Here is a 19,526-nt window from a genome sequence, read left to right as displayed (position 1 = left end):
ATATCTATTAAATATATTCTAGATATTTTATCTAATAAAATAATTGTTTTTATAAGAGAGATATAAAGATGATACATAGGAAACTTCCTACTTCTCTTCAGGATCTCCCTTCAGAACATGCTCGTCTTTGTTTATCCATTAAAAGATTTTTGGAAGAAAATCTTTCTCAGAATATACAGGGTACTGTTATTGTTGGTTGTTCTGGTGGAGTAGACTCCATGGCTCTTGCATTAATATTACATTGTTTAGGTATAGATGTCGTCTTTGCACATATGGATCACCAGTTACGAGCAGAGAGCAAAGATGATGCTAATCATGTTAAGTCTTTTGCTGCTGCATTAGATCGCCGTTGTATTATTTCTAGAGTTGATATTTCTGGGTTAGCAATAAAATATAAAAAAGGTATTGAGGAAACGGCAAGACAAGAACGGTATTGTTTTTTAGAACAAGTAAGGAAAGAATATGGTGCACAGTGGATAGCTACAGGTCATCATTTAAATGACTTGTCAGAAGATATATTACTCCGATTATTGCGTGGGACTGGTTGGCCAGGTCTTGCAGGAATGAAAGCAGTGGATAAAAAGCGTTATTTACTACGGCCATTACTTACTACTCGGCGAACATTGTTAGTATCTTTTCTTTCCTCACAAAATATTAGTTGGGTAGAGGACAATTCCAATAAGGATATAACGTTTAAAAGAAATAGAATTCGGCATACTATTTTACCATTATTTGAAGAGGAAAATCCAAAATTTTCCAATGTTGCTCATATGCTATGGTCATTAGCTAAGGAGGATGAAGAGTTTTGGGATAAAATGATTACAGATGTTTTTTCCAAGATAGAAGGTTCACCAGAATATTTTTGGATACCAAGATCAGAATTAATAACTTTACCAAAATCTTTAAGACTTCGTGTGTATATTGAAGCTATCCGTAGACTTAATATTGGTCAAGGTCGAGCAAGCACCTTATTTTTATTAGATAATACATTAATGAAAGGTGAAAGAAAAAAATTTTTTCAATTTCCTGGAAATGTTTTAGTAAAATTAGAACAAGATAAAGTTATTTTTACAGCAACTATAAAGAATACATAGTAACTTGAATTTATTACTATTGTTATTCTGGTTGTAACATTTGTAAAAGCATTTTTTTGATTCCATCAACGGTTAGCAATAAACATTGTTTGAGCTCTTTTTGAGAACCATGATCAATAAAGTAATTAGGTATACCTATTCGTTGTATACGTTGACCATGGAGACATTGGTTGTCTGCAAAAAGTTCTACAACAGCAGAAGAAAATCCTCCAGCAAGAGCATTTTCTTCTATTAAAAGAATATTGTTAAATGTATTAGCTAATTCAATAAGTTGGTGTTGAGGCAATGGAGAAATCCATCGACTGTCAAAAACAGCAATAGAAAGATTTTTCTCTTCTTGAAGTTGTTGTGCTGCACTATACGCAGGCATAACCATACTTCCTATAGCTATGATAATAGCATCATGCCCTTCTTTTAATAATTCTCCTTCAAAAGGAAGAGGAGTTGACTCATTAGGTAAAGTTACTCCTACACCATTACCTTTAGGATAACGTATAGCCAATGGACTATTAAAAGAGAGTGCTGTGTAAATAGCAGATTGGAGTTCTGCTTCATCTCGAGGAGCTAAAATTGAAATATTTGGTATACATCTTAGAAAGGATATATCAAAAGCTCCATGATGAGTAGCTCCATCTTCACCAACAATCCCTGCACGATCAAGGCAGAAAGTGACTGGTAGCTTTTGGATACAGACATCATGTATAATTTGATCATAAGCACGCTGAGCAAAAGTAGAATAAATAGCAACAAATGGTTTATATCCTTGAGATGCTAATCCAGCAGCAAAGGTTACAGCATGCTGTTCACATATACCTACGTCAGTAAAGTGAGTGGGAAATTTTGCTTTAAATAGTGATGTCCCAGTACCACTGGCCATGGCTGCAGTAATAGTAACAATACGTTTATCTTTTTCTGCAAGTTCACAAAGTGTTTTCCCAAAAACTTCAGTATACGTAGGTGGTGAATTTTGAGAATTTGATTTAGGAATTCCAGTTTGGATATCAAAGGCTCCTAATCCATGATAACTAGCAGGATTTTTTTCTGCTGGTTCATAACCTTTTCCTTTTTTGGTAAGAACATGGAGGAGGACAGGCTGATCGTCGATAGAAGCTGCCATAGCTAAATGTTTTTCAATTGATTCTATATCATGTCCATTCACTGGACCAATATAGTTGAAACGAAATGCTTCAAAAAGAATACCTGGTGTAAAAACTGTTTTAAGACTCCTGTGAGTACGACTAGCATATTCTGCTACTTCGTCACCAATACTAGGAATTGATTTAAGCCAATCTTTAATTTCATGGCGAACTCTTCTTACCCAACCTCGCTCCATATTTCTACTGAGAAAAAGTGAAAGAGCACCAACATTCTTGGAGATAGACATTTCATTATCATTCAGAACTACAATGAGTCTTCTTCCCATAGCACCAGCTTGGTTGAGGCCTTCAAAAGCCATACCAGCTGTTAAGGATCCATCTCCAATAATAGCAATAACATGATGTTTAAGGCCTTGTAGGTCTCTAGCCATAGCCATACCAAGAGCTGCAGAAATAGATGTTGCTGCATGCCCTGCACCAAAGTGATCATATTGGCTTTCTGTTATCTTAGGAAATCCACTGAGACCATTTAATTTACGTAACGTAGAAAAGTTATGTGCACGGCCTGTAAGCAGTTTCCAAGCATATGTTTGATGGCCAACATCCCATAGCAGTTTATCTTCTGCAGGATTAAATGTAGCTAACAGAGCTAGGGTTAATTCAATTACTCCAAGAGAGGGAGCGAGATGGCCCCCATTATTAGAGACAGTTTTTATAATAATACTACGGAGTTCTTCTGCTAGAGTGAGTTTATCTTGAAGGGATAGTTTTTGTATATCACAAGGGTTTGATATATGAGAAAGGATAGATTTTACTATAGTGTCAGGAGGGTGTGTCATATAAAACCTTTAAGATTTTCTTCTAGTCTATTGATTATTTTTTATATAGTGATGTTTTAATAAAAAACAAAAATTAGTGAGTTCTTGTTAAAAGACTATTTGCAACCTCTTTAAGAAATAAAACTTCATCGCCAGTAAAAGTATCTAGACTAGATATTGCAAGATGTATTTTTTCTTCAGCTAATTTTTTACTTTTTTCAAGTCCTAGTAGGGAAGGATATGTTATTTTCCCTTTTTCCTGATCACTTCTAGTTGGTTTTCCAAGGGTTATACTATCTGCAGTAACATTTAGGATATCATCAGTTATTTGGAAAGCTGCACCTAGTGCTTCCCCATAACATTTTAAAGCATAAATTGCAGATTCATTTGCTCCAGCTAACATAGCGCCTGTAGTACATGATGCACGAAATAGGGCTCCAGTTTTATATTCATGTATTATGCATAGTGTATTAAAAGACACATCGGATACACCAGTATGCTCTATATCCATCGACTGTCCTTTTACCATTCCATTACTTCCAGCTGCTTGAGCTATTTCATGAATGGCAACTAATATATTGTTAGATGGTACTATAGAGTTTAATGTACTCATGAAGGTAAAAGCATCTGTTAATAGTGCGTCCCCTGCAAGAATAGCTAAAGCTTCATTAAAGGCTTTATGACAAGAAGGCTTACCTCTACGAAAATCATCATCATCCATTGCAGGCAAATCGTCATGAATTAGTGAGTAAGTATGTATCATTTCAATGCCAGCAGCAAAAGGTAAAATAGAGGTAGGGCTAAGATCAAAAAGTGCTGCTGAAGAAATACATAATACAGCTCTTAGTCTTTTTCCTCCTGCAAGTAAACTATAGTTCATAGCGTGTTGAAGGGTAGAAGAGATATTATTTTCTTGAATACATGTTTTAAGAAAATCTTCAATAAGTGTAACACGTTGTTTTAATATACTTTGATAGTTGTGATGGAGAAAGTTCATTCAATATCTCCAACAAAGTTTAGATTAGGCAGTTCAAAAGGTTCAAATGTCCCATCATCAGTGAGAATTTTTACTTCATGCTGTGCTTTTTCTAACTGTGTTTTACATAGACGAGATAGTGTAATACCTTCTTTATAAAGCTGAATGCTTATTTCAAGTGGAAGAGTTGCATCTTCAAGTTTATTAACAATTTCCTGTAATCGCTGAAGAGCTTCTTCAAAACTACACTCATTTTTTTTATTTGATGGATGCTTTTTTACTGTCATAACTATACCATATCATTATTCAGGAAAGAGTGATATAGGATCAACTGGGTGTCCAAGAATTTTTAATCCAAAGTGGAGATGTGGCCCTGTTGTTCTTCCTGTTGCTCCTACAAGACCTATTTTTTGGCCTGCCTTGATCATATCTCCTACTTGGACGTCACGTCGTGACATATGACCATAGAGAGTATAAATACCTTGTCCATGATCAATGAAAACAGCTTTACCAAAATAATATAAGTCTGCTGAAAGGGTGACTTTACCTGCAGCCATAGCTTTTATTGGTGTACCTATGGCACCACGTAAGTCTACACCTTGATGATATGAGCAAGGTTTCCCATTAAATATACGCTGACCTCCAAATGGGCTTGTAATGATTCCTTTAACTGGTCGTACAAAAGGTTTTGACCAGTATTGCTTACAGGATATATTTGATAAAGCTTCTTTTATCATTTTACGTTCATGCTCAAGGCGAGCTACAAGCTTTTTAGATGGAGTAACAAACTTTTGTTTCTTTTTCCCTAGACTAATATATTGTTTTGGCCAGTGAACAGGTTCTATATGGATAGATTGTTGAATATAGTTATTACTTGTTCGAACAGCTAAGATTTCACTTTTTGCCATATCAACAGTGATAGGAAGGAGTGTTTGCGCTTCCCAATGTCGTCCTTTCTTTTTAAATGGGACAGTTATACTTTTATTAAGCCATAGGAAGATAGCATTTGACTCAGGAATAGGAGAAATAACAGAGACTAAAATAGCAGTTCCTTGTTGGACTTTATTAGGGATTTGAATTTGAAGTGACGAGTTTGCTGAAACTTTTGTAACTATACAAAAAGGTAGGAGAAAAAATAATATATAGTAAACATGTTGTTGCAAGTATCTCATAATATATTATACTCCAATTTAGTATCATGCTGAAATAACTTTCACAGAGAGTAATCCATCAGGAAGTTTTATTGTAAGTATTGTTTGCTCTGGAGCTTCTTGTATACTATGAAGGATTTGACCATTAGGAAGATATATAAGGGCATAACCTCTCTTTAGTAAAAGATGAGGGTTTAACATTTTAAGAGTAACATGAAGTTTTTCATAGTTATATAGTAGTTGTTGATATTTTTGAAAGAAATTATTTATTAGTAATTGTTTGTTATTATTAGTATTTTGTTTTTTTGTTAATAAAATTGAATGGATATACCTATAAAGTTTTCTTTGTAAAAAAGATAGTTGTTCTTTATAATATGATATTTTTTTTACAATAGAATATGAGGGGAGTTGTGTATATTGTATAAGGTCAAGATTTTTTAATTTCAATTTGTAATTAAAGATAGCATTTAGTTTTTCATAGATAGAGTTAAGCTGTAACTCATTACGTTCAAGTTTTTTTAAAGGTGAAAGCCATTGTAAGGTAGTATTCAATTTATTGAATACATATTGAATTTTCTGTAATTGAAAATGAGCAGCTTTAGTAAGTGCTATTTCCATATCATGTACTTGTTGTTTTAACTGTGTTCGTTCTGACCATAGTAATTGTGCAGCATGACTTGGTGTTGCAGCTCTAAGATCAGCGGTAAGTTCAGCAAAAGAGATATCAGACTCATGTCCAATACCTGCAAGTATAGGAATTTTTGATGTGTAGATAGCATCTATTAACTGTTGATCATTAAATACCATAAGATCTTGAGAAGCTCCTCCTCCACGTATAAGAACAATAACTTCAGCCCAGTTGGAATTATTTTCTGTATGAATAGCTTGGGCTATTTGATGGATAGATTCTTCTCCTTGTACTGTGACAGGATAAATACGAATATACTTTTCTGTTCCTCGCTCTTTAGCTATACGTAGGAAGTCTTGAATAGCTGCACCAGCTGGAGATGTAATAACAACAATTTTTTTAGGATTATGTGGAATTATTTGTTTCCTACTAAGATCAAAATATCCTTGTTGTTGTAATTCATTTTTACGTTTTTCTAAAGCACTATACCATTCTCCAACTCCTTCTGACTGAGCAAAGTCTACAAGTAGTTGATAGCCACCTTTAGGTGGATAGACACCAATTGTCCCAGCACAAATAATTTTTTGACCATTAGTAATTGTTTTAGCAAGGGATAAACGAGGACCATTTTGAAAGACTTCTCCTGTAAGAGGATCAAATGTTTCTGTCTCTCGCTGCATAGAGTTAAACCAAACACAATGGAGATATGACTCGTTGTCTTTTAAAGAAAAGTAAATATGACCAGATGTTGGGCAGGAGTAGTTTGTTACTTCTCCTTTAACCCAAACATAGGGTAATAGTGTCTCAACAGCATATTTTATTTTATATGTTAGCTCTTGAACACTTAAGATTTCAGCCATATTTTATCCTGTGCTAATATAATAGAAAGTCTTTTTATATAGAAAAAATGTTTTTTCATGTTTGCTATATAAAATATACTATCTTAAATTAATTGTACTATATTTACTTAGTAAATTATAAAAGTCCTTTTGTTACTAAAGGCTGGAAATATTTAATCGTATAATAGCACGATGCATAGCAGCTTCTGCTCGTGCCATATCAATATCTTCTTCAGCTTTTAAGAGACGAGCTTTAGCACGCTCTTTAGCTGCTTGTGCACGAGCCACATCAATTTCACTGGCTTTTTCTGCAGCTTCAGTAAGAACTGTTACTTTATTATTAGAGACTTCAGCAAATCCAGCGGAAATAAAAACATAATAATTTTTTGAATCTTGTTGATAGTGAAGTTTTCCAATGTCTAATGCAGCCATTAAAGGGATGTGTCCTGGTAAGATACCTAGTTCACCATTAACTCCAGGTAAGTTAACATATGTAACTCGATCACTAACAATGGTATGATCTGGGGAGATAATTTCAAGATGGAGTGATTGCTCCATGTGTTAACTCCTATTTTGATTCTTTTCGTTTTTCATATTTAGCTACGGCAGAATCAATATTACCAACCATATAAAAGTCACTTTCAGAGAGATGATCGTATTCTCCTGCAAGAATACCTTTAAAACCTTTAATGGTATCTTCAAGCTTTACATATTCTCCTGCTGTTCCAGTGAAAGTTTCTGCAACATGAAATGGTTGTGACAGAAAACGCTGAATACGTCTTGCACGACTTACAACTAGTTTGTCTTCATCAGACAATTCATCCATACCTAATATAGCAATAATATCCTGGAGTTCTTTATATTTTTGAAGTATTTTTTGTACGCCACGAGCAACTGTATAGTGTTCTTCCCCAACAAAGTTTGGTTCAAGAATACGTGATGTTGAATCTAGGGGATCTACAGCTGGATAAATACCTAGTTCTGCAATTTGACGAGATAATACAAGCGTACCATCAAGGTGCGAAAACGTTGTTGCAGGCGCAGGATCTGTTAAGTCGTCAGCAGGAACATACACAGCTTGGACAGAGGTTATTGATCCATTATGTGTAGATGTAATGCGTTCTTCAAGAGATCCAAGATCAGTGCCCAAGGTAGGCTGATAACCAACAGCAGAGGGCATTCGACCAAGTAGTGCTGAAACTTCTGATCCAGCTTGGATAAAACGAAAGATATTATCAATAAAAAGAAGGACATCTTGATGTTCTTCATCACGGAAGTATTCAGCACAAGTTAATGCAGTTAAAGCAACACGTGAACGTGCTCCTGGAGGCTCATTCATTTGGCCATATACTAATATAGCTTTTTCAAGTACCCCAGCTTCTTTCATTTCATGATAAAGATCATTTCCTTCTCTTGTTCGTTCTCCAACCCCAGCAAAGACAGAAATTCCTCCATGTTGTCTAGCAATGTTGTTAATCATTTCCATTAAAATAACTGTTTTACCAACTCCAGCACCCCCAAAGAGTCCCATTTTCCCACCTTTTGGGAAAGGGACAAGAAGGTCAATAACTTTGATTCCTGTTTCAAGTGGTTCAACTGATGTATTTTGATCTAGAAAACTTGGTGGTTTTCTATGAATAGGAAGGTATGTTTTTGTATCAATAACTCCAAGTCCATCAATTGGCTGACCAACAACATTCATAATACGGCCAAGGGAAGCTTTTCCTACAGGGGCCATAATAGGATGGCCAGTATCTAAAACATCCATCCCACGTTTAAGGCCTTCTGTTGCATCCATGGCAATTGTTCTGACTATATCATCACCAAGGTGTTGGGCAACTTCACAAATAAGTTTTGGAGCATCAATACTATTAGGATTATGTATTTCTAATGCAGTAAGAATAGGAGGAAGTTTTCCATTTGGAAAACTTACATCTACAACAGCTCCAATTACTTGAACAATTTTTCCGATATTTTCACTCATGACCTTAGATGCTCCCTTGCCTTTTATTTCAGAGCTTCTGCACCACTTACAATATCAATAAGTTCACTTGTAATTGATGCTTGGCGTGTTTTATTATAGAGACGTGTTAAATTTCCTATTAATTCATCGCAGTTTCGTGTAGCATTATCCATAGCTGTCATTCTTGCAGCATTTTCACTTGCATCTGTGTCCAGGAATCCTCTATAGATTTGAGTAGTTACAAATTTTGGTAGTAATTCTGATAAAAGTATTGCTACTCCTGGCTCGTAGATATATTCACTATATTTTTCTAGTTGTTCTTTATCTAATGGTTTTGGATGGATTGGTAATAAAGTAGAGAAACCTACAATTTGTCTCATTGCATTAATAAACTGTCCATAGATAAGTACTACTTCATCCATATTGACAGTTAGATAACCATCAATCACTTTTTCACTTATGTGAGATGCAAGTTGATAGTCACGTGTGAATTTATCACTATAATCTGAAAGAATAGGATAGTGTGTTTTTTTGATAGCATCTCTTCCTTTTCTTCCAATACAGATAAAACTAACTTTTTTCCCTTTTGTTGTTTTTTGTTTTGCAAGTTCAAGTGCTTTTATAATAAGCATGGTATTAAAAATACCACAAAGGCCACGATCAGATGTTATAAGAATAAAAATACAGGATGTACCATTAGTCCGTTTTTCAAGAAGTTTATGCACTGTTTCATCTGAACGAGTTGCAAGATTACTAATGACGTCTTGAAATTTTTCTGCATAAGGACGAAAGTGTTCTATTTTTATTTGAGCACCACGAAGTTTTGCAGATGCAACCATATTCATAGCTTTTGTGATTTGTTTTGTTTTACGAACACCAGCAATTTTTATTTTTACGTCTTTCAGTGATGCCATATAATTACCTTTTATTCATAGGTAAAAAGGTTTTTTTGCATTCTGTAATTGCTGTTGTAAGCTGTTGATCTAACTCTTCGTTTAGTGCCTGTTGGGTGGAGATATTCTCAAGAATCTTTGGATTCATAGTTTGTATATATTCAATAAGTGTTTTGCTAAAATTTTGGATGTGATCAATAGGTATATCATCCATAAAGCCTTTTGTTGCAGCAAACATAACGATTACTTGTTCAGGAAGTTGCATGGGCTGATATTGTGGTTGTTTTAATAGTTCTACAAGCCGTGCACCACGTTCAAGTTTTGTTTGTGTTTCTTTGTCAAGATCTGAACTGAATTGTGCAAAAGCTGCTAGTTCTCTATATTGAGCAAGATCAAGACGCATTGTACCTGAAACTTGTTTCATTGCTTTTGTTTGAGCTGCACCACCAACGCGGGATACTGAGAGACCGACGTTAATTGCTGGACGCACACCAGCATTAAATAAATTTGGCTCTAGATATACTTGTCCATCAGTAATAGAAATGACATTTGTTGGAATATATGCAGAAACATCTCCAGCTTGAGTTTCAATGATAGGAAGTGCTGTAAGTGAACCTCCACCAAGTTCATCGCTAAGCTTAGCTGCCCGTTCAAGAAGTCTAGAGTGAAGATAGAAAACATCACCAGGAAAAGCTTCACGTCCTGGTGGACGGCGAAGTAAAAGAGACATTTGTCGATAAGCTACAGCTTGTTTTGATAGATCATCATATACAATTAAAGCATGTTGTCCATGATCTCTATAATACTCTGCCATTGTACAACCTGAATATGGGGAAATATATTGTAAAGGTGCAGGATCAGAGGCTGTTGCAGCAATGATAGTTGTATATTCCATTGCACCATGTTTACGTAGTGTGTCTGCAACAAGTGCAACTGTTGAAGCTTTTTGTCCAATAGCTACATAAAAACAGTGTACTCCAGACTCTTTTTGGGCAAGAATAGCATCAATACAAATAGATGTTTTTCCTGTTTGGCGGTCACCAATAATAAGTTCACGTTGTCCACGGCCAATAGGAGTCATTGCATCAATGGCTTTAATTCCTGTAACTAATGGTTCATAAATGCTTTTACGGTCAATAATACTTGGTGCTTTTACTTCTACAGGCTTTTTTTCAGTTGCATTGAGAGGACCTAAACCATCAAGAGGTTGACCTAATGGATTAAGAACACGGCCAGTTACAGCATCTCCAACAGGAACAGAAAAGATTCGTCCAGTCCGTTTGACTGTTGACCCTTCTTCAACACCTGTGTCATCACCAAGAAGTGCAACTCCAACATTATCTTGTTCAAGGTTAAGAACCATACCTAATAGATTACCAGGGAACTCTAACAACTCCATTGACATGACGTCTTGCACACCATATACACGTGCAATTCCATCACCTACAGATAATACTGTTCCTACTTCTGTAGTTTCAATACGTTGACTGTAATTTTGGATTTGTTCTTTGATGATTGTACTAATCTCATCGGCTTTAATATGCATGATTCGTTTCACCTTTCTTGATAGTATTTCTTATACATTCTAATTGAGTACGGAGGCTGGCATCAAAAACCTTGTCTCCAATATGAAGAACAATGCCACCAAGAATGTCAGGATTTACTTGAAACAGTAATTCAAGTTTTCTATTTGTTTGTTTTTCTAGTGAGATAAGAAGTTCAGATTGTTTTTTTTCATCTAAAGTAATAGCTGTTATAAGTTGGCCATGAACAATGTTTTTGGCATTATCAAGAAGTACTTTAAAGCTATTAATAATTTGCGTAAGAAGAGGTAAACGTTCTTTCTCTGCAAGAAGCAAACAAAAATTTTTGATAGGTTGTGCTGCATCAATTAGTTCTAATAATTTTAATAGAACGCCTTGTTTTTCATATATTGTAAATATAGGGGCATGAAGAAAATAGGTTAACTCATTTGAAGTCATAAGTAATTCTTCAATTTGTGAAAGTGCTGTATCATACAGTTCCACTTCATGAAGACTTTGCTCTTTCCCAAGATCAAATAAAGCCTGAGCGTATCGTTGTGCAATGATATCTCCAATCAAGAGAGTACTACCTTTGTTAAAGCATTATCAATTAGTTTGAAGTGACTAGCCATATCCAATTGATGTTTTAATTCTTTTTCAGCTTTACTTACTATTTGATCTGCAAGTTGTGATCTTAGGTTATAAGCTATTTCTTTTGATTCTGTTTCTATAATTTGCTGTGTTTGTTTATGAATATGTTCAATTTCTTTTTGTGTTTCATCAAACATATATTTTTTGAGTTTTTCGGCTTGAATACGGCTTTCTTCACGAATAGCTTCTTGTTTTGCATTAAGGAGAGCCATTTGTGCTTGTATAGCAGCTAAGTTTTTTTCTACCTCATTTTTTTGTAATTCAAGTGTTTGAAGTTTATGAATAATATTGTTTTTTTGTTGAGAAAAAAATTGAATAATTTTTTTACCTGCTGCACGCCAGAGAATATAAAGAAATATACTAAGATTTCCAAATCTCCCTAAAAGATTTATCCAGGGATGATAAGGATCTTTAAAGTGAATAAGAATACTAAATAGTATAATCCCTGCAATTGTAATAATACCATCTTTAGAAAGAATAAAGGAGAAGAAGGTGTTCAAAGAGTAACTCCTTTTAGAAGTTATACATTCTTTAGTAAATTCGTTACAATATTATGAGCAAAAGGAACGATTTCTTTTTCTAGTAATTGTTTTGCGTCTTGTGCTTCAGTCATTATTGTAATTTGTGTTTCTTTAGTTTGTTTTTTTGCTTCTTCTTGTGCTTCATTTAACATAGTATTTTTCAAACGTTCAGTATTTTCTTGTTCATGTTTATAGTAGGAGATAGCTTCTTCTTTAGTTTTTGTAATTATAAATTCATACTGAAGAAGGTCTTTATTTACTTGGTGTGTAAGTTCACTAATGTATACCTCTTTTGATGAGAATACTTGTTGGCGTTGGTATATACTATTTCTAATAGGTTGGACAAGAATATAGTTAATCCCAATAAGGGCTATTAGAAAATTAATTAATTGAATGAGTAACGTAATATTAAGCTCTATCACGTAATACTCCTTAGATGAAAATAGTTATCTAAATTACCAAATTCTTAGCTGAAAGATACTTTTCTGTCAAAGAAGTAGATTTAATTTTTATATATTATTCAGATAGTTCTGGCATAGGTGATTGCATTACAACCTGACCATCAATAATGGCTCCTTCTTCAACAATCAAGGCAGGGGACACTAGTGTTCCTTGAAGCCTTCCTGTTTTATGGACTGTCACTTTTCTTGTTGCACGGACTTCGCCCATAAAAAAGCCACTGAGAATGAGTTCTCCAACATCAAGAGTTCCTTCTATTGAGCCTTCTTTTCCTACGATTAAGGAACCTTCAGATTGTATTTCACCTTTAAAGGATCCATCAATACGAACAGCATTTTGGAAAATAAGATTTCCTTGATAAGTGGTTCCAGAACCAAGAAATGCATTGATTTCTTCTTTACTCACAGTAAATTCTCCACCCTAGTTTTATTAATAACTTTTGAATACAAACCTACGCATTGAAATATTAAGTACAAGGCCTATTAAAATAAAGTTTACAAGCGTTGCACTACCGCCATAACTTAGAAATGGTAATGGAATACCAACTACTGGCATAAGACCAAGAACCATACCAATATTAACAAAGAATTGCCAGAAAAAATACATAAAAATTCCGGCAGCTAATGTACTTCCAAAACGATCTTTTGCACCTTTTACTGTGTTAAAAATACCTAATAGGAAAAGACAAAACAATCCCATAAGAGTTATACAGCCTAAAAATCCCCACTCCTCTCCAAATACAGCAATAGCAAAGTCTGTATGTTTCTCAGGTAAAAAGCGAAGTTGGCTTTGAGTTCCTTGAAGAAAACCTTTTCCTGAGAATTGTCCTGAACCAATAGCTATCTGTGATTGAATAATGTGGTATCCAGATCCTCGAGGATCTTTAGTAGGATCTAAAAAAGTAACAATACGTTGTTTTTGGTAATCATGAAGGAAAAACCAGCTAAGAGGAATTAATAATGGAATAATAATAAGACAAATACGCAGTACATGAGGTTGAAGACCATGATAGCAAACCATGCCTCCAAGAATAGCAAAAACTGTGAGTGCAGTCCCTAAATCTGGTTGTAGAGCAATAAGGCCTGCAGGAATAACTCCAATAATTAACATTTTTATTAGTTGAGCCCATGAAAGAGGTGCTCCATCAAGTGAAAGCATTCTTGCTCCCATAATTAGAACCGCTAGTTTTGCTAACTCACTAGGTTGTAAGTTGAATAAACCAAGTGGTATCCATCTTTTAGCACCATAAATAGTTTTTCCAAGAATAGGTGTAAGTATTAGAAGAAAAAGTGTAAAAAGAAAAAAAGGAAGGGCAAGACTTTGTAGTTTTCTATAATCAAAACTCATAGATACAATCATGGCAAGTAAACCAAATCCTCCCCATACAATTTGACGTTGGTAAAATGGGGAAAGTGTGATTCCATTTTCTAAGCGGATACCACTTGCTGAATAAAGATTACTTGTTCCAATGAAAAAAAGTATTCCTGTGTAGGCTAATAACCCCCAGTTTATATGTGTAATGAGTCTACGATCTATTGGCTCCATATAGATAATTTTCCTTATATAGAGTTAACTATGCTCTTGTTTTGTTGAAAAAAGAATATCATAAACTTTGCGAGCAATTGGACCAGCTGTTGAGCTCCCCATTCCACCATGTTCGATCATAACAACAACGACAACCTCTTGATCATCTTTTTTCCCCCATGAGGCAATCCATGCATGATCTCTCTCCATGTAACTTACTTCATCTGCTTTGAGTCTTCGTTCTCCAACCATTTTAAGCTTAACAACTTGAGCTGTACCTGTTTTACCACCAATGATAGCGTCATTACGTCTTAGAACTCTTGCTGTGCCTTTTTCAACAGTAAGTCTCATAGTATTATTAATAAAAGCTAGTGTTTCTTCAGAGAATGGGATTTTCCCTAAAACTTGTGGTTTATCTTCTGAAAGCAGTAATGGTTTCATTAAGTTACCACCATTAATAAGAGATGAAACAAAAACAGCTATCTGTAATGGAGTTGTTAAGGTGTATCCTTGTCCAATAGATGTATTTAGTGTTTCCCCTTTGTACCAATTATCACCAAACCGGCTACGCTTCCAAGAGCGTGAAGGAACAAGTCCTACTTTTTCATAAGGGAGATCAATTTTTGTGAGAGAACCAAATCCACAGGCTTTGGCAAAATTTTCAATTTTATCAATTCCAAGTTTTTCTCCAAGAATATAAAAGTAAACATCACAGGAGTCAGTAAGAGAGCGCTTCATATCAACAGAGCCATGCCCGTGTTTTTTCCAACATCGAAATATATGATCTCCAAGAGTAACACTACCTGTACAGGTTATATGAGTTGAAGGGGCAATACCTTCTTCAAGGAATAATCCTATCATAAGAAGTTTCCATATTGAAGCAGGAGGATATGTACTTTGAATAGTCCTATTTTGTAGTGGATGACGTGGATTATCTCTTAGGATTTCCCAATTTTTTTGAGAAAGTCCACGTACAAAAAGATTGTTGTCATATGCTGGAGTCGTAACAAGTGCTTGGAGTCTTCCTGTGTGAGGTTCTATAACAATGACACAAGCAGCATGTGTATCTAGTAATGAGACAATTTTTTGTTGAAGTTGTGCATCAAGGCTAAGCTGAATATCCTCACCATGCTGGGGTGCTTTAACTAATACTTTTCCTAAAGCTCTTCCTAGTACATCCACTTCAACACTATATTCACCTTTTTCTCCTCTTAAACGTGGTTCAAGGATATACTCAAGACCTTGTTTTCCTATAGTATCTCCTAATGAGAGTACTTTATCCATAGCAAGTTCTTTTTCATTAGCTTCAGCAACATAACCAAGTATATGTGCAAATTCATGGCTTTGAGGGTAATAGCGTTTGGAGTGAGCTACAGTTATAAGCCCTGGCCAATGCATAAGCTGAGATTCTATTTTTGCAACTTGTTCAAAAGGAATATCTGTAAACAACAGGATTGGTTCAAATGGTTTAACTTTTCTTTTATCTTGATTAAATTTTGCTATTAGTTGCTCAAGGGGTGTATCCATCCAAACACTAACTTGTGCAAGGGTTGTTGTGATATCAGGGCAGTCTTCTCTCACTAATGCAAGACCAAAAGCTGGACGGTTTTCAGCAAGTAATATACCATTTTTATCTTTAATAAGTCCTCTAGAGGCATAGACACGTTCATTCCGAAGTCTGTTATTTTGTGCTTGCCGAGCAAATTCTGTACCTTTATGAATTTGTAAGTACCAAAAACGAAGTACAAAAACAAAAAAAAGTGCTCCGATAAGGAATTGTAAAAGTAAAATTCCACTTCTTGGTGGTTGATAACCTTCAGGATCAAGCTTCAGCTTCATATTTAGTCACCCATGAACGTGTTAATGAAATAAGTTTCCAGGCAATAGGGATATAGAGTGCCTGCAGCATACATTCATTAATGATTAAGCTAGTATTGTCAGGAAGGTTTTGTAGATGACTCATTAAAGTAATAACAAAAAACTTTGTTATTCCTATGGCAATACTTAATAGAATAATGAATAAAAAGTTTTTTGTTTCAAATAACCAACACCCGATAAAAAATAGTCCAATTACACAGCTATACCATAAAATTGATACCCCAAAATCAAGTGTTCCACATCCTTCTTGGATAATAATAATGGTAAGTAATACCCATAAAGTTTGTAAGGGACTTCTTTCTTCTAGTGATATAAGTAGTCCTATAACAAGGGTATCAATACCTGGGAATGTTTTTTGTAATAATATGCTTATAATGAAAAAGAGTACCCACCAAAGAGTATTGCGGAATTTCATTTTAGCACACTCACACTTTCAGTTTGTTGTACATCATCAATAGAGGAAAAGTTTTGGTTATGGTATACTGGTTGTTGAAGAAGGAGTAATTCTTCAATATTTAGGATAGGCACTAGAGGTGTTGCTTCAACTGTTTGAAATGGAGACATATCTGAGTCAGTTACTTTTGATATTTTGGCAACAGGGATACCTTTTGGAAAAGCTTCATCTAGGCCTGAAGTGACAAGAAGTTCTCCAGGCTCTATAGATCTATTTCGTGAAACAAAACGTACCTCTAAAGGTGACATTGCTCCAGAGCCGACAAGAATACCTTGTACTCTATTTTTTTGACTTACAACAGCAATACGACTTCCTGGATCTATAAGAAGGAGTACAGTTGAAGTCGTTGGTCCAGCACGAAATACACGTCCAACTATACCGTCTTGTGTTATTACAGGTGTTCCTGGTATCGCCCCTGTAAGATATCCACGATCAATGACTATGGTGGCAAGAGCAGCATTGGAGCCCATTCTTCCAGCAAGAACACGAGTTCCTTGTATAGTCCAACCTATAGGAGGAGAAATCTTCAGTAGGTCACGGAGTCTATCCAGTTCTGCTCGCTCCTCTGATGCAAGGAATAGCTCTCTTTTTGTTTTAGAAAGTTCTTTTTTTAAGTTGTCATTTTCTTCACGAACATTGACAAGATCTACATATTTTTTCCAAGCATCTAAAATAGCATCTTGTACAAACAAAACAGACTTAATGACATACCCTGAAGTTTCTAATCCTACATTAGTTACTATTGTATCTAGGAAGTGCGTACGCTGGTTCCAACTGTAGCCTCCTAAATAAATAAGCAGAATTAAGGCAGAAATGAGCAATAAACGCTTAGGGGGCATCATTCTTCCAGTCTATGATTGTGAAGGACATGTTTATATTTTATTTTATGATAACCTGCTTTAATTATGGTAAATAATTTTTACAAATAAAGAAACAGAGATAAGCAGATATTTTAGTCAATACAAACTTCTCGTAAGAAACTAATACTATCTAAAGCAAGTCCTGTACCTACAACAACAGTAGAGAGTGGATCTTCAACAACAGTTATAGGAAGTGATGTTTCTTCACGTAGCCGTTGGTCTAAACCTTTTAATAGAGCTCCTCCTCCTGTAAGGACAATCCCTCTATCTACAATATCTGCTGCAAGTTCAGGAGGTGTTTGTTCAAGAGCAATACGTACTGCTTGAATTATACTATCAACCTGACCTGAAATAGCTTTACGGACTTCTTCAGACGTAATTATAATATTTTGTGGGATACCTGTGACAAGATCTCGTCCTCTTACCTCTATTTGTTGTTCAGGATCCATAGGGTGTGCAGAACCTATTTTAATTTTAATCTCTTCAGCAGAAGATTCACCTATTAATAGGTTATATTTTCTTTTTACATGGGCCATAATAGCTTCATCCATTTTATCGCCACCAACTCGAACAGAACGTGAATAGACAATCCCTGAGAGTGAAATAACAGCTACTTCTGTTGTTCCACCTCCAATATCTACAACCATATTTGAAGTTGGTTCTTGAATAGGAAGATGAGCACCTATAGCAGCAGCCATAGGTTCTTCAATAAGGTAGACCTCACGTGCTCCTGCACTTTGAGCAGATTCTTTTACAGCACGCTTTTCTACTTGAGTTATTCCAGTAGGTACACAGATCATAATTCTAGGACGTACAAGTCGGCGAGAGTTATGTACCTTTGAGATAAAGTGTCGTAACATAGCTTCTGTTACTTCAAAGTCAGCAATAACTCCATCTTTCATAGGTCGAATAGCTTCAATATTACCTGGAGTACGTCCAAGCATTCTTTTTGCATCTTGACCTACAGCAAGAACTTTGTTGTTACCACGGTGTTCCTTTTTAACTGCAACAACAGATGGTTCACGAAGGACTATCCCTTGCCCTTTTACATAAACACATGTATTAGCTGTACCAAGGTCGATGGCGAGATCGTTGGAGAATGCTCCTAGAATAAAATCCAATATTTTTGCCATAAATACTTGCTCACTTCACCGTAATTAATATAGTTAATTAGAACTAATGAACTTGATGTTCTAAAAATTTTCTGCTGTCAATAGAAAGATGAACACATGGAATAATCTTGCAATGCATTTTCGTCGGCGACTTGGATGTCGTGGTCAGAAAATTCCTTTAGATGTTGGAAGTTCTTGTCCAAATAGAGAGCGTTCAAATTCCAACATTGGATGTGTGTTCTGTAATGTGTCTGGCTCAGGATCCGGCCTTGGTTTATCCGGTATGTCTATAACTGAACAATGGAACTATTGGCACAAACACTTTTCTATTTCCAATCAATATATACGTTTTATAGCCTACCTACAATCTTTTTCCAATACCTACGGACCATTAAGTAAATTTTCTTCTATCTTAGCTCAAATTAAGGGTTTACAGGATGTTGCAGGTATTTCTGTAGGTACTAGACCTGATTGTTTAACAAATAAAAAATTATCTTTAATTGTAGAAATGCCTTATTTAGAAAAATGGGTAGAATTTGGTGTTCAAAGTCTTCATGATGAAACACTTATAAAGATTAAACGTGGACATTCTTCTAAATGCTCAGAACAAGCTATTATTCAAGCTGCAAATGCAGGCCTTCAAGTTTGTGCACATGTTATGTTTGGTCTTCCTGGAGAAACCCCTACCCATATGTTGCAAACAATAGATAGACTAAATAGTTTACCTATTCATGGAATCAAATTCCATAATGTTTATGTTTGTAAAAATACTATACTTGAAAAAGAGTTCAATGCAGGTAACTATTATCCATTAACTGAAGCAGACTATTCTGATCTTGTTGTTGAATCATTATATAGGTTACGTCCAGATATTGTGATTCATAGAGTCGTAGCTGACCCTCTTCCAGAAGAGCTTGTAGCACCAGAATGGGCACGATACAAAAGTGCTGTTGTCCGTGGTATTGAAAAACGTTTTCGAGCTCGACGTTCAACTCACAATATTTAATATAACAAAATAAATCTTTTTTGTTGTTCAGGTCATATTAAGAAACAGTTTGAAAAGTAACTATCCATTTTCAGATACT

The 19,526-nt window shown here is 35.2% G+C and carries 20 protein-coding genes; 2 read left to right on the top strand and 18 right to left on the bottom strand.

Translation table 11 applies throughout. The features are described 5' to 3' along the window. Positions 1-68 precede the first annotated feature (68 nt). Positions 69-1,094 (top strand): tRNA lysidine(34) synthetase TilS, encoded by a 1,026-nt coding sequence (gene tilS, locus LI_RS02245; RefSeq protein WP_011526494.1) that lies wholly within the window; start codon positions 69-71, stop codon positions 1,092-1,094. Between the two features lie 22 nt (positions 1,095-1,116). Here tilS and dxs read toward each other — a convergent pair whose 3' ends face one another. The 18 genes from dxs to LI_RS02155 form a co-directional block, all read right to left on the bottom strand. Next, a complete protein-coding gene (gene dxs / locus LI_RS02240; protein ID WP_011526493.1) occupies positions 1,117-3,030 on the bottom strand; it encodes a 1-deoxy-D-xylulose-5-phosphate synthase in 1,914 nt (637 codons plus the stop codon). Positions 3,031-3,103: 73 nt separating this feature from the next. After that, entirely contained in the window at positions 3,104-4,006 is a 903-nt protein-coding gene (locus LI_RS02235) for a polyprenyl synthetase family protein (RefSeq protein ID WP_011526492.1), read from the bottom strand. Next, complete coding sequence (gene xseB, locus LI_RS02230; RefSeq protein ID WP_015353731.1) at positions 4,003-4,272, bottom strand: exodeoxyribonuclease VII small subunit; 270 nt, start codon at positions 4,270-4,272, stop codon at positions 4,003-4,005. The genes LI_RS02235 and xseB overlap by 4 nt, the downstream gene beginning before the upstream one ends. A 15-nt stretch (positions 4,273-4,287) precedes the next feature. Next, positions 4,288-5,157 (bottom strand): M23 family metallopeptidase, encoded by an 870-nt coding sequence (locus LI_RS02225; protein WP_011526491.1) that lies wholly within the window; start codon positions 5,155-5,157, stop codon positions 4,288-4,290. Between the two features lie 24 nt (positions 5,158-5,181). Next, a complete protein-coding gene (gene xseA, locus LI_RS02220; protein ID WP_011526490.1) occupies positions 5,182-6,624 on the bottom strand; it encodes an exodeoxyribonuclease VII large subunit in 1,443 nt (480 codons plus the stop codon). A gap of 135 nt (positions 6,625-6,759) precedes the next feature. Continuing rightward, positions 6,760-7,161, bottom strand: coding sequence for a F0F1 ATP synthase subunit epsilon (locus LI_RS02215; protein WP_011526489.1), 402 nt, complete (start codon positions 7,159-7,161; stop codon positions 6,760-6,762). Between the two features lie 10 nt (positions 7,162-7,171). Further along, complete coding sequence (gene atpD, locus LI_RS02210) at positions 7,172-8,587, bottom strand: F0F1 ATP synthase subunit beta (RefSeq protein ID WP_011526488.1); 1,416 nt, start codon at positions 8,585-8,587, stop codon at positions 7,172-7,174. A gap of 23 nt (positions 8,588-8,610) precedes the next feature. Continuing rightward, positions 8,611-9,480: a F0F1 ATP synthase subunit gamma gene (locus LI_RS02205; protein WP_011526487.1), complete on the bottom strand. Its 870-nt coding sequence runs from the start codon at positions 9,478-9,480 to the stop codon at positions 8,611-8,613. Positions 9,481-9,484: 4 nt separating this feature from the next. Beyond that, on the bottom strand, positions 9,485-11,005 hold the full coding sequence (gene atpA, locus LI_RS02200) for a F0F1 ATP synthase subunit alpha (protein WP_011526486.1): 1,521 nt from the start codon (positions 11,003-11,005) through the stop codon (positions 9,485-9,487). Beyond that, on the bottom strand, positions 10,995-11,561 hold the full coding sequence (gene atpH, locus LI_RS02195; protein ID WP_011526485.1) for an ATP synthase F1 subunit delta: 567 nt from the start codon (positions 11,559-11,561) through the stop codon (positions 10,995-10,997). Before atpH ends, atpA begins: the two co-directional genes overlap by 11 nt. Next, positions 11,558-12,133 carry a F0F1 ATP synthase subunit B family protein gene (locus LI_RS02190; protein ID WP_015353730.1) on the bottom strand — a complete coding sequence of 192 codons (576 nt, stop codon included), beginning with the start codon at positions 12,131-12,133 and terminating at the stop codon, positions 11,558-11,560. Before LI_RS02190 ends, atpH begins: the two co-directional genes overlap by 4 nt. A 20-nt stretch (positions 12,134-12,153) precedes the next feature. Further along, on the bottom strand, positions 12,154-12,576 hold the full coding sequence (locus LI_RS02185; RefSeq protein WP_011526483.1) for an ATP synthase F0 subunit B: 423 nt from the start codon (positions 12,574-12,576) through the stop codon (positions 12,154-12,156). A gap of 94 nt (positions 12,577-12,670) precedes the next feature. Beyond that, positions 12,671-13,018: a bactofilin family protein gene (locus LI_RS02180; protein WP_011526482.1), complete on the bottom strand. Its 348-nt coding sequence runs from the start codon at positions 13,016-13,018 to the stop codon at positions 12,671-12,673. Positions 13,019-13,042: 24 nt separating this feature from the next. Further along, the gene (rodA, locus tag LI_RS02175) at positions 13,043-14,158 is read right to left on the bottom strand and encodes a rod shape-determining protein RodA (RefSeq protein WP_011526481.1); all 1,116 of its coding nucleotides are present in this window, start codon (positions 14,156-14,158) and stop codon (positions 13,043-13,045) included. A gap of 24 nt (positions 14,159-14,182) precedes the next feature. Next, a complete protein-coding gene (mrdA, locus tag LI_RS02170) occupies positions 14,183-15,976 on the bottom strand; it encodes a penicillin-binding protein 2 (RefSeq protein ID WP_011526480.1) in 1,794 nt (597 codons plus the stop codon). Further along, complete coding sequence (locus LI_RS02165; protein ID WP_011526479.1) at positions 15,960-16,430, bottom strand: hypothetical protein; 471 nt, start codon at positions 16,428-16,430, stop codon at positions 15,960-15,962. The genes mrdA and LI_RS02165 overlap by 17 nt, the downstream gene beginning before the upstream one ends. Further along, positions 16,427-17,308, bottom strand: coding sequence for a rod shape-determining protein MreC (gene mreC / locus LI_RS02160; protein WP_011526478.1), 882 nt, complete (start codon positions 17,306-17,308; stop codon positions 16,427-16,429). Before mreC ends, LI_RS02165 begins: the two co-directional genes overlap by 4 nt. A gap of 113 nt (positions 17,309-17,421) precedes the next feature. After that, on the bottom strand, positions 17,422-18,462 hold the full coding sequence (locus LI_RS02155; RefSeq protein ID WP_011526477.1) for a rod shape-determining protein: 1,041 nt from the start codon (positions 18,460-18,462) through the stop codon (positions 17,422-17,424). Between the two features lie 88 nt (positions 18,463-18,550). Between LI_RS02155 and mnmL the strand changes: the two genes are divergently transcribed. Further along, positions 18,551-19,447, top strand: a complete 897-nt coding sequence (mnmL, locus tag LI_RS02150) for a tRNA modification radical SAM protein MnmL/YtqA (RefSeq protein WP_011526476.1) — start codon at positions 18,551-18,553, stop codon at positions 19,445-19,447. Positions 19,448-19,526 lie beyond the last annotated feature (79 nt).

It is taken from the genome of Lawsonia intracellularis PHE/MN1-00 (assembly GCF_000055945.1).
Taxonomy (GTDB): Bacteria; Desulfobacterota; Desulfovibrionia; order Desulfovibrionales; family Desulfovibrionaceae; genus Bilophila; species Bilophila intracellularis.
The sequence above is the reverse complement of the archived record's forward strand: the minus strand, read 5'-3'. Positions and strand labels throughout refer to the sequence as shown.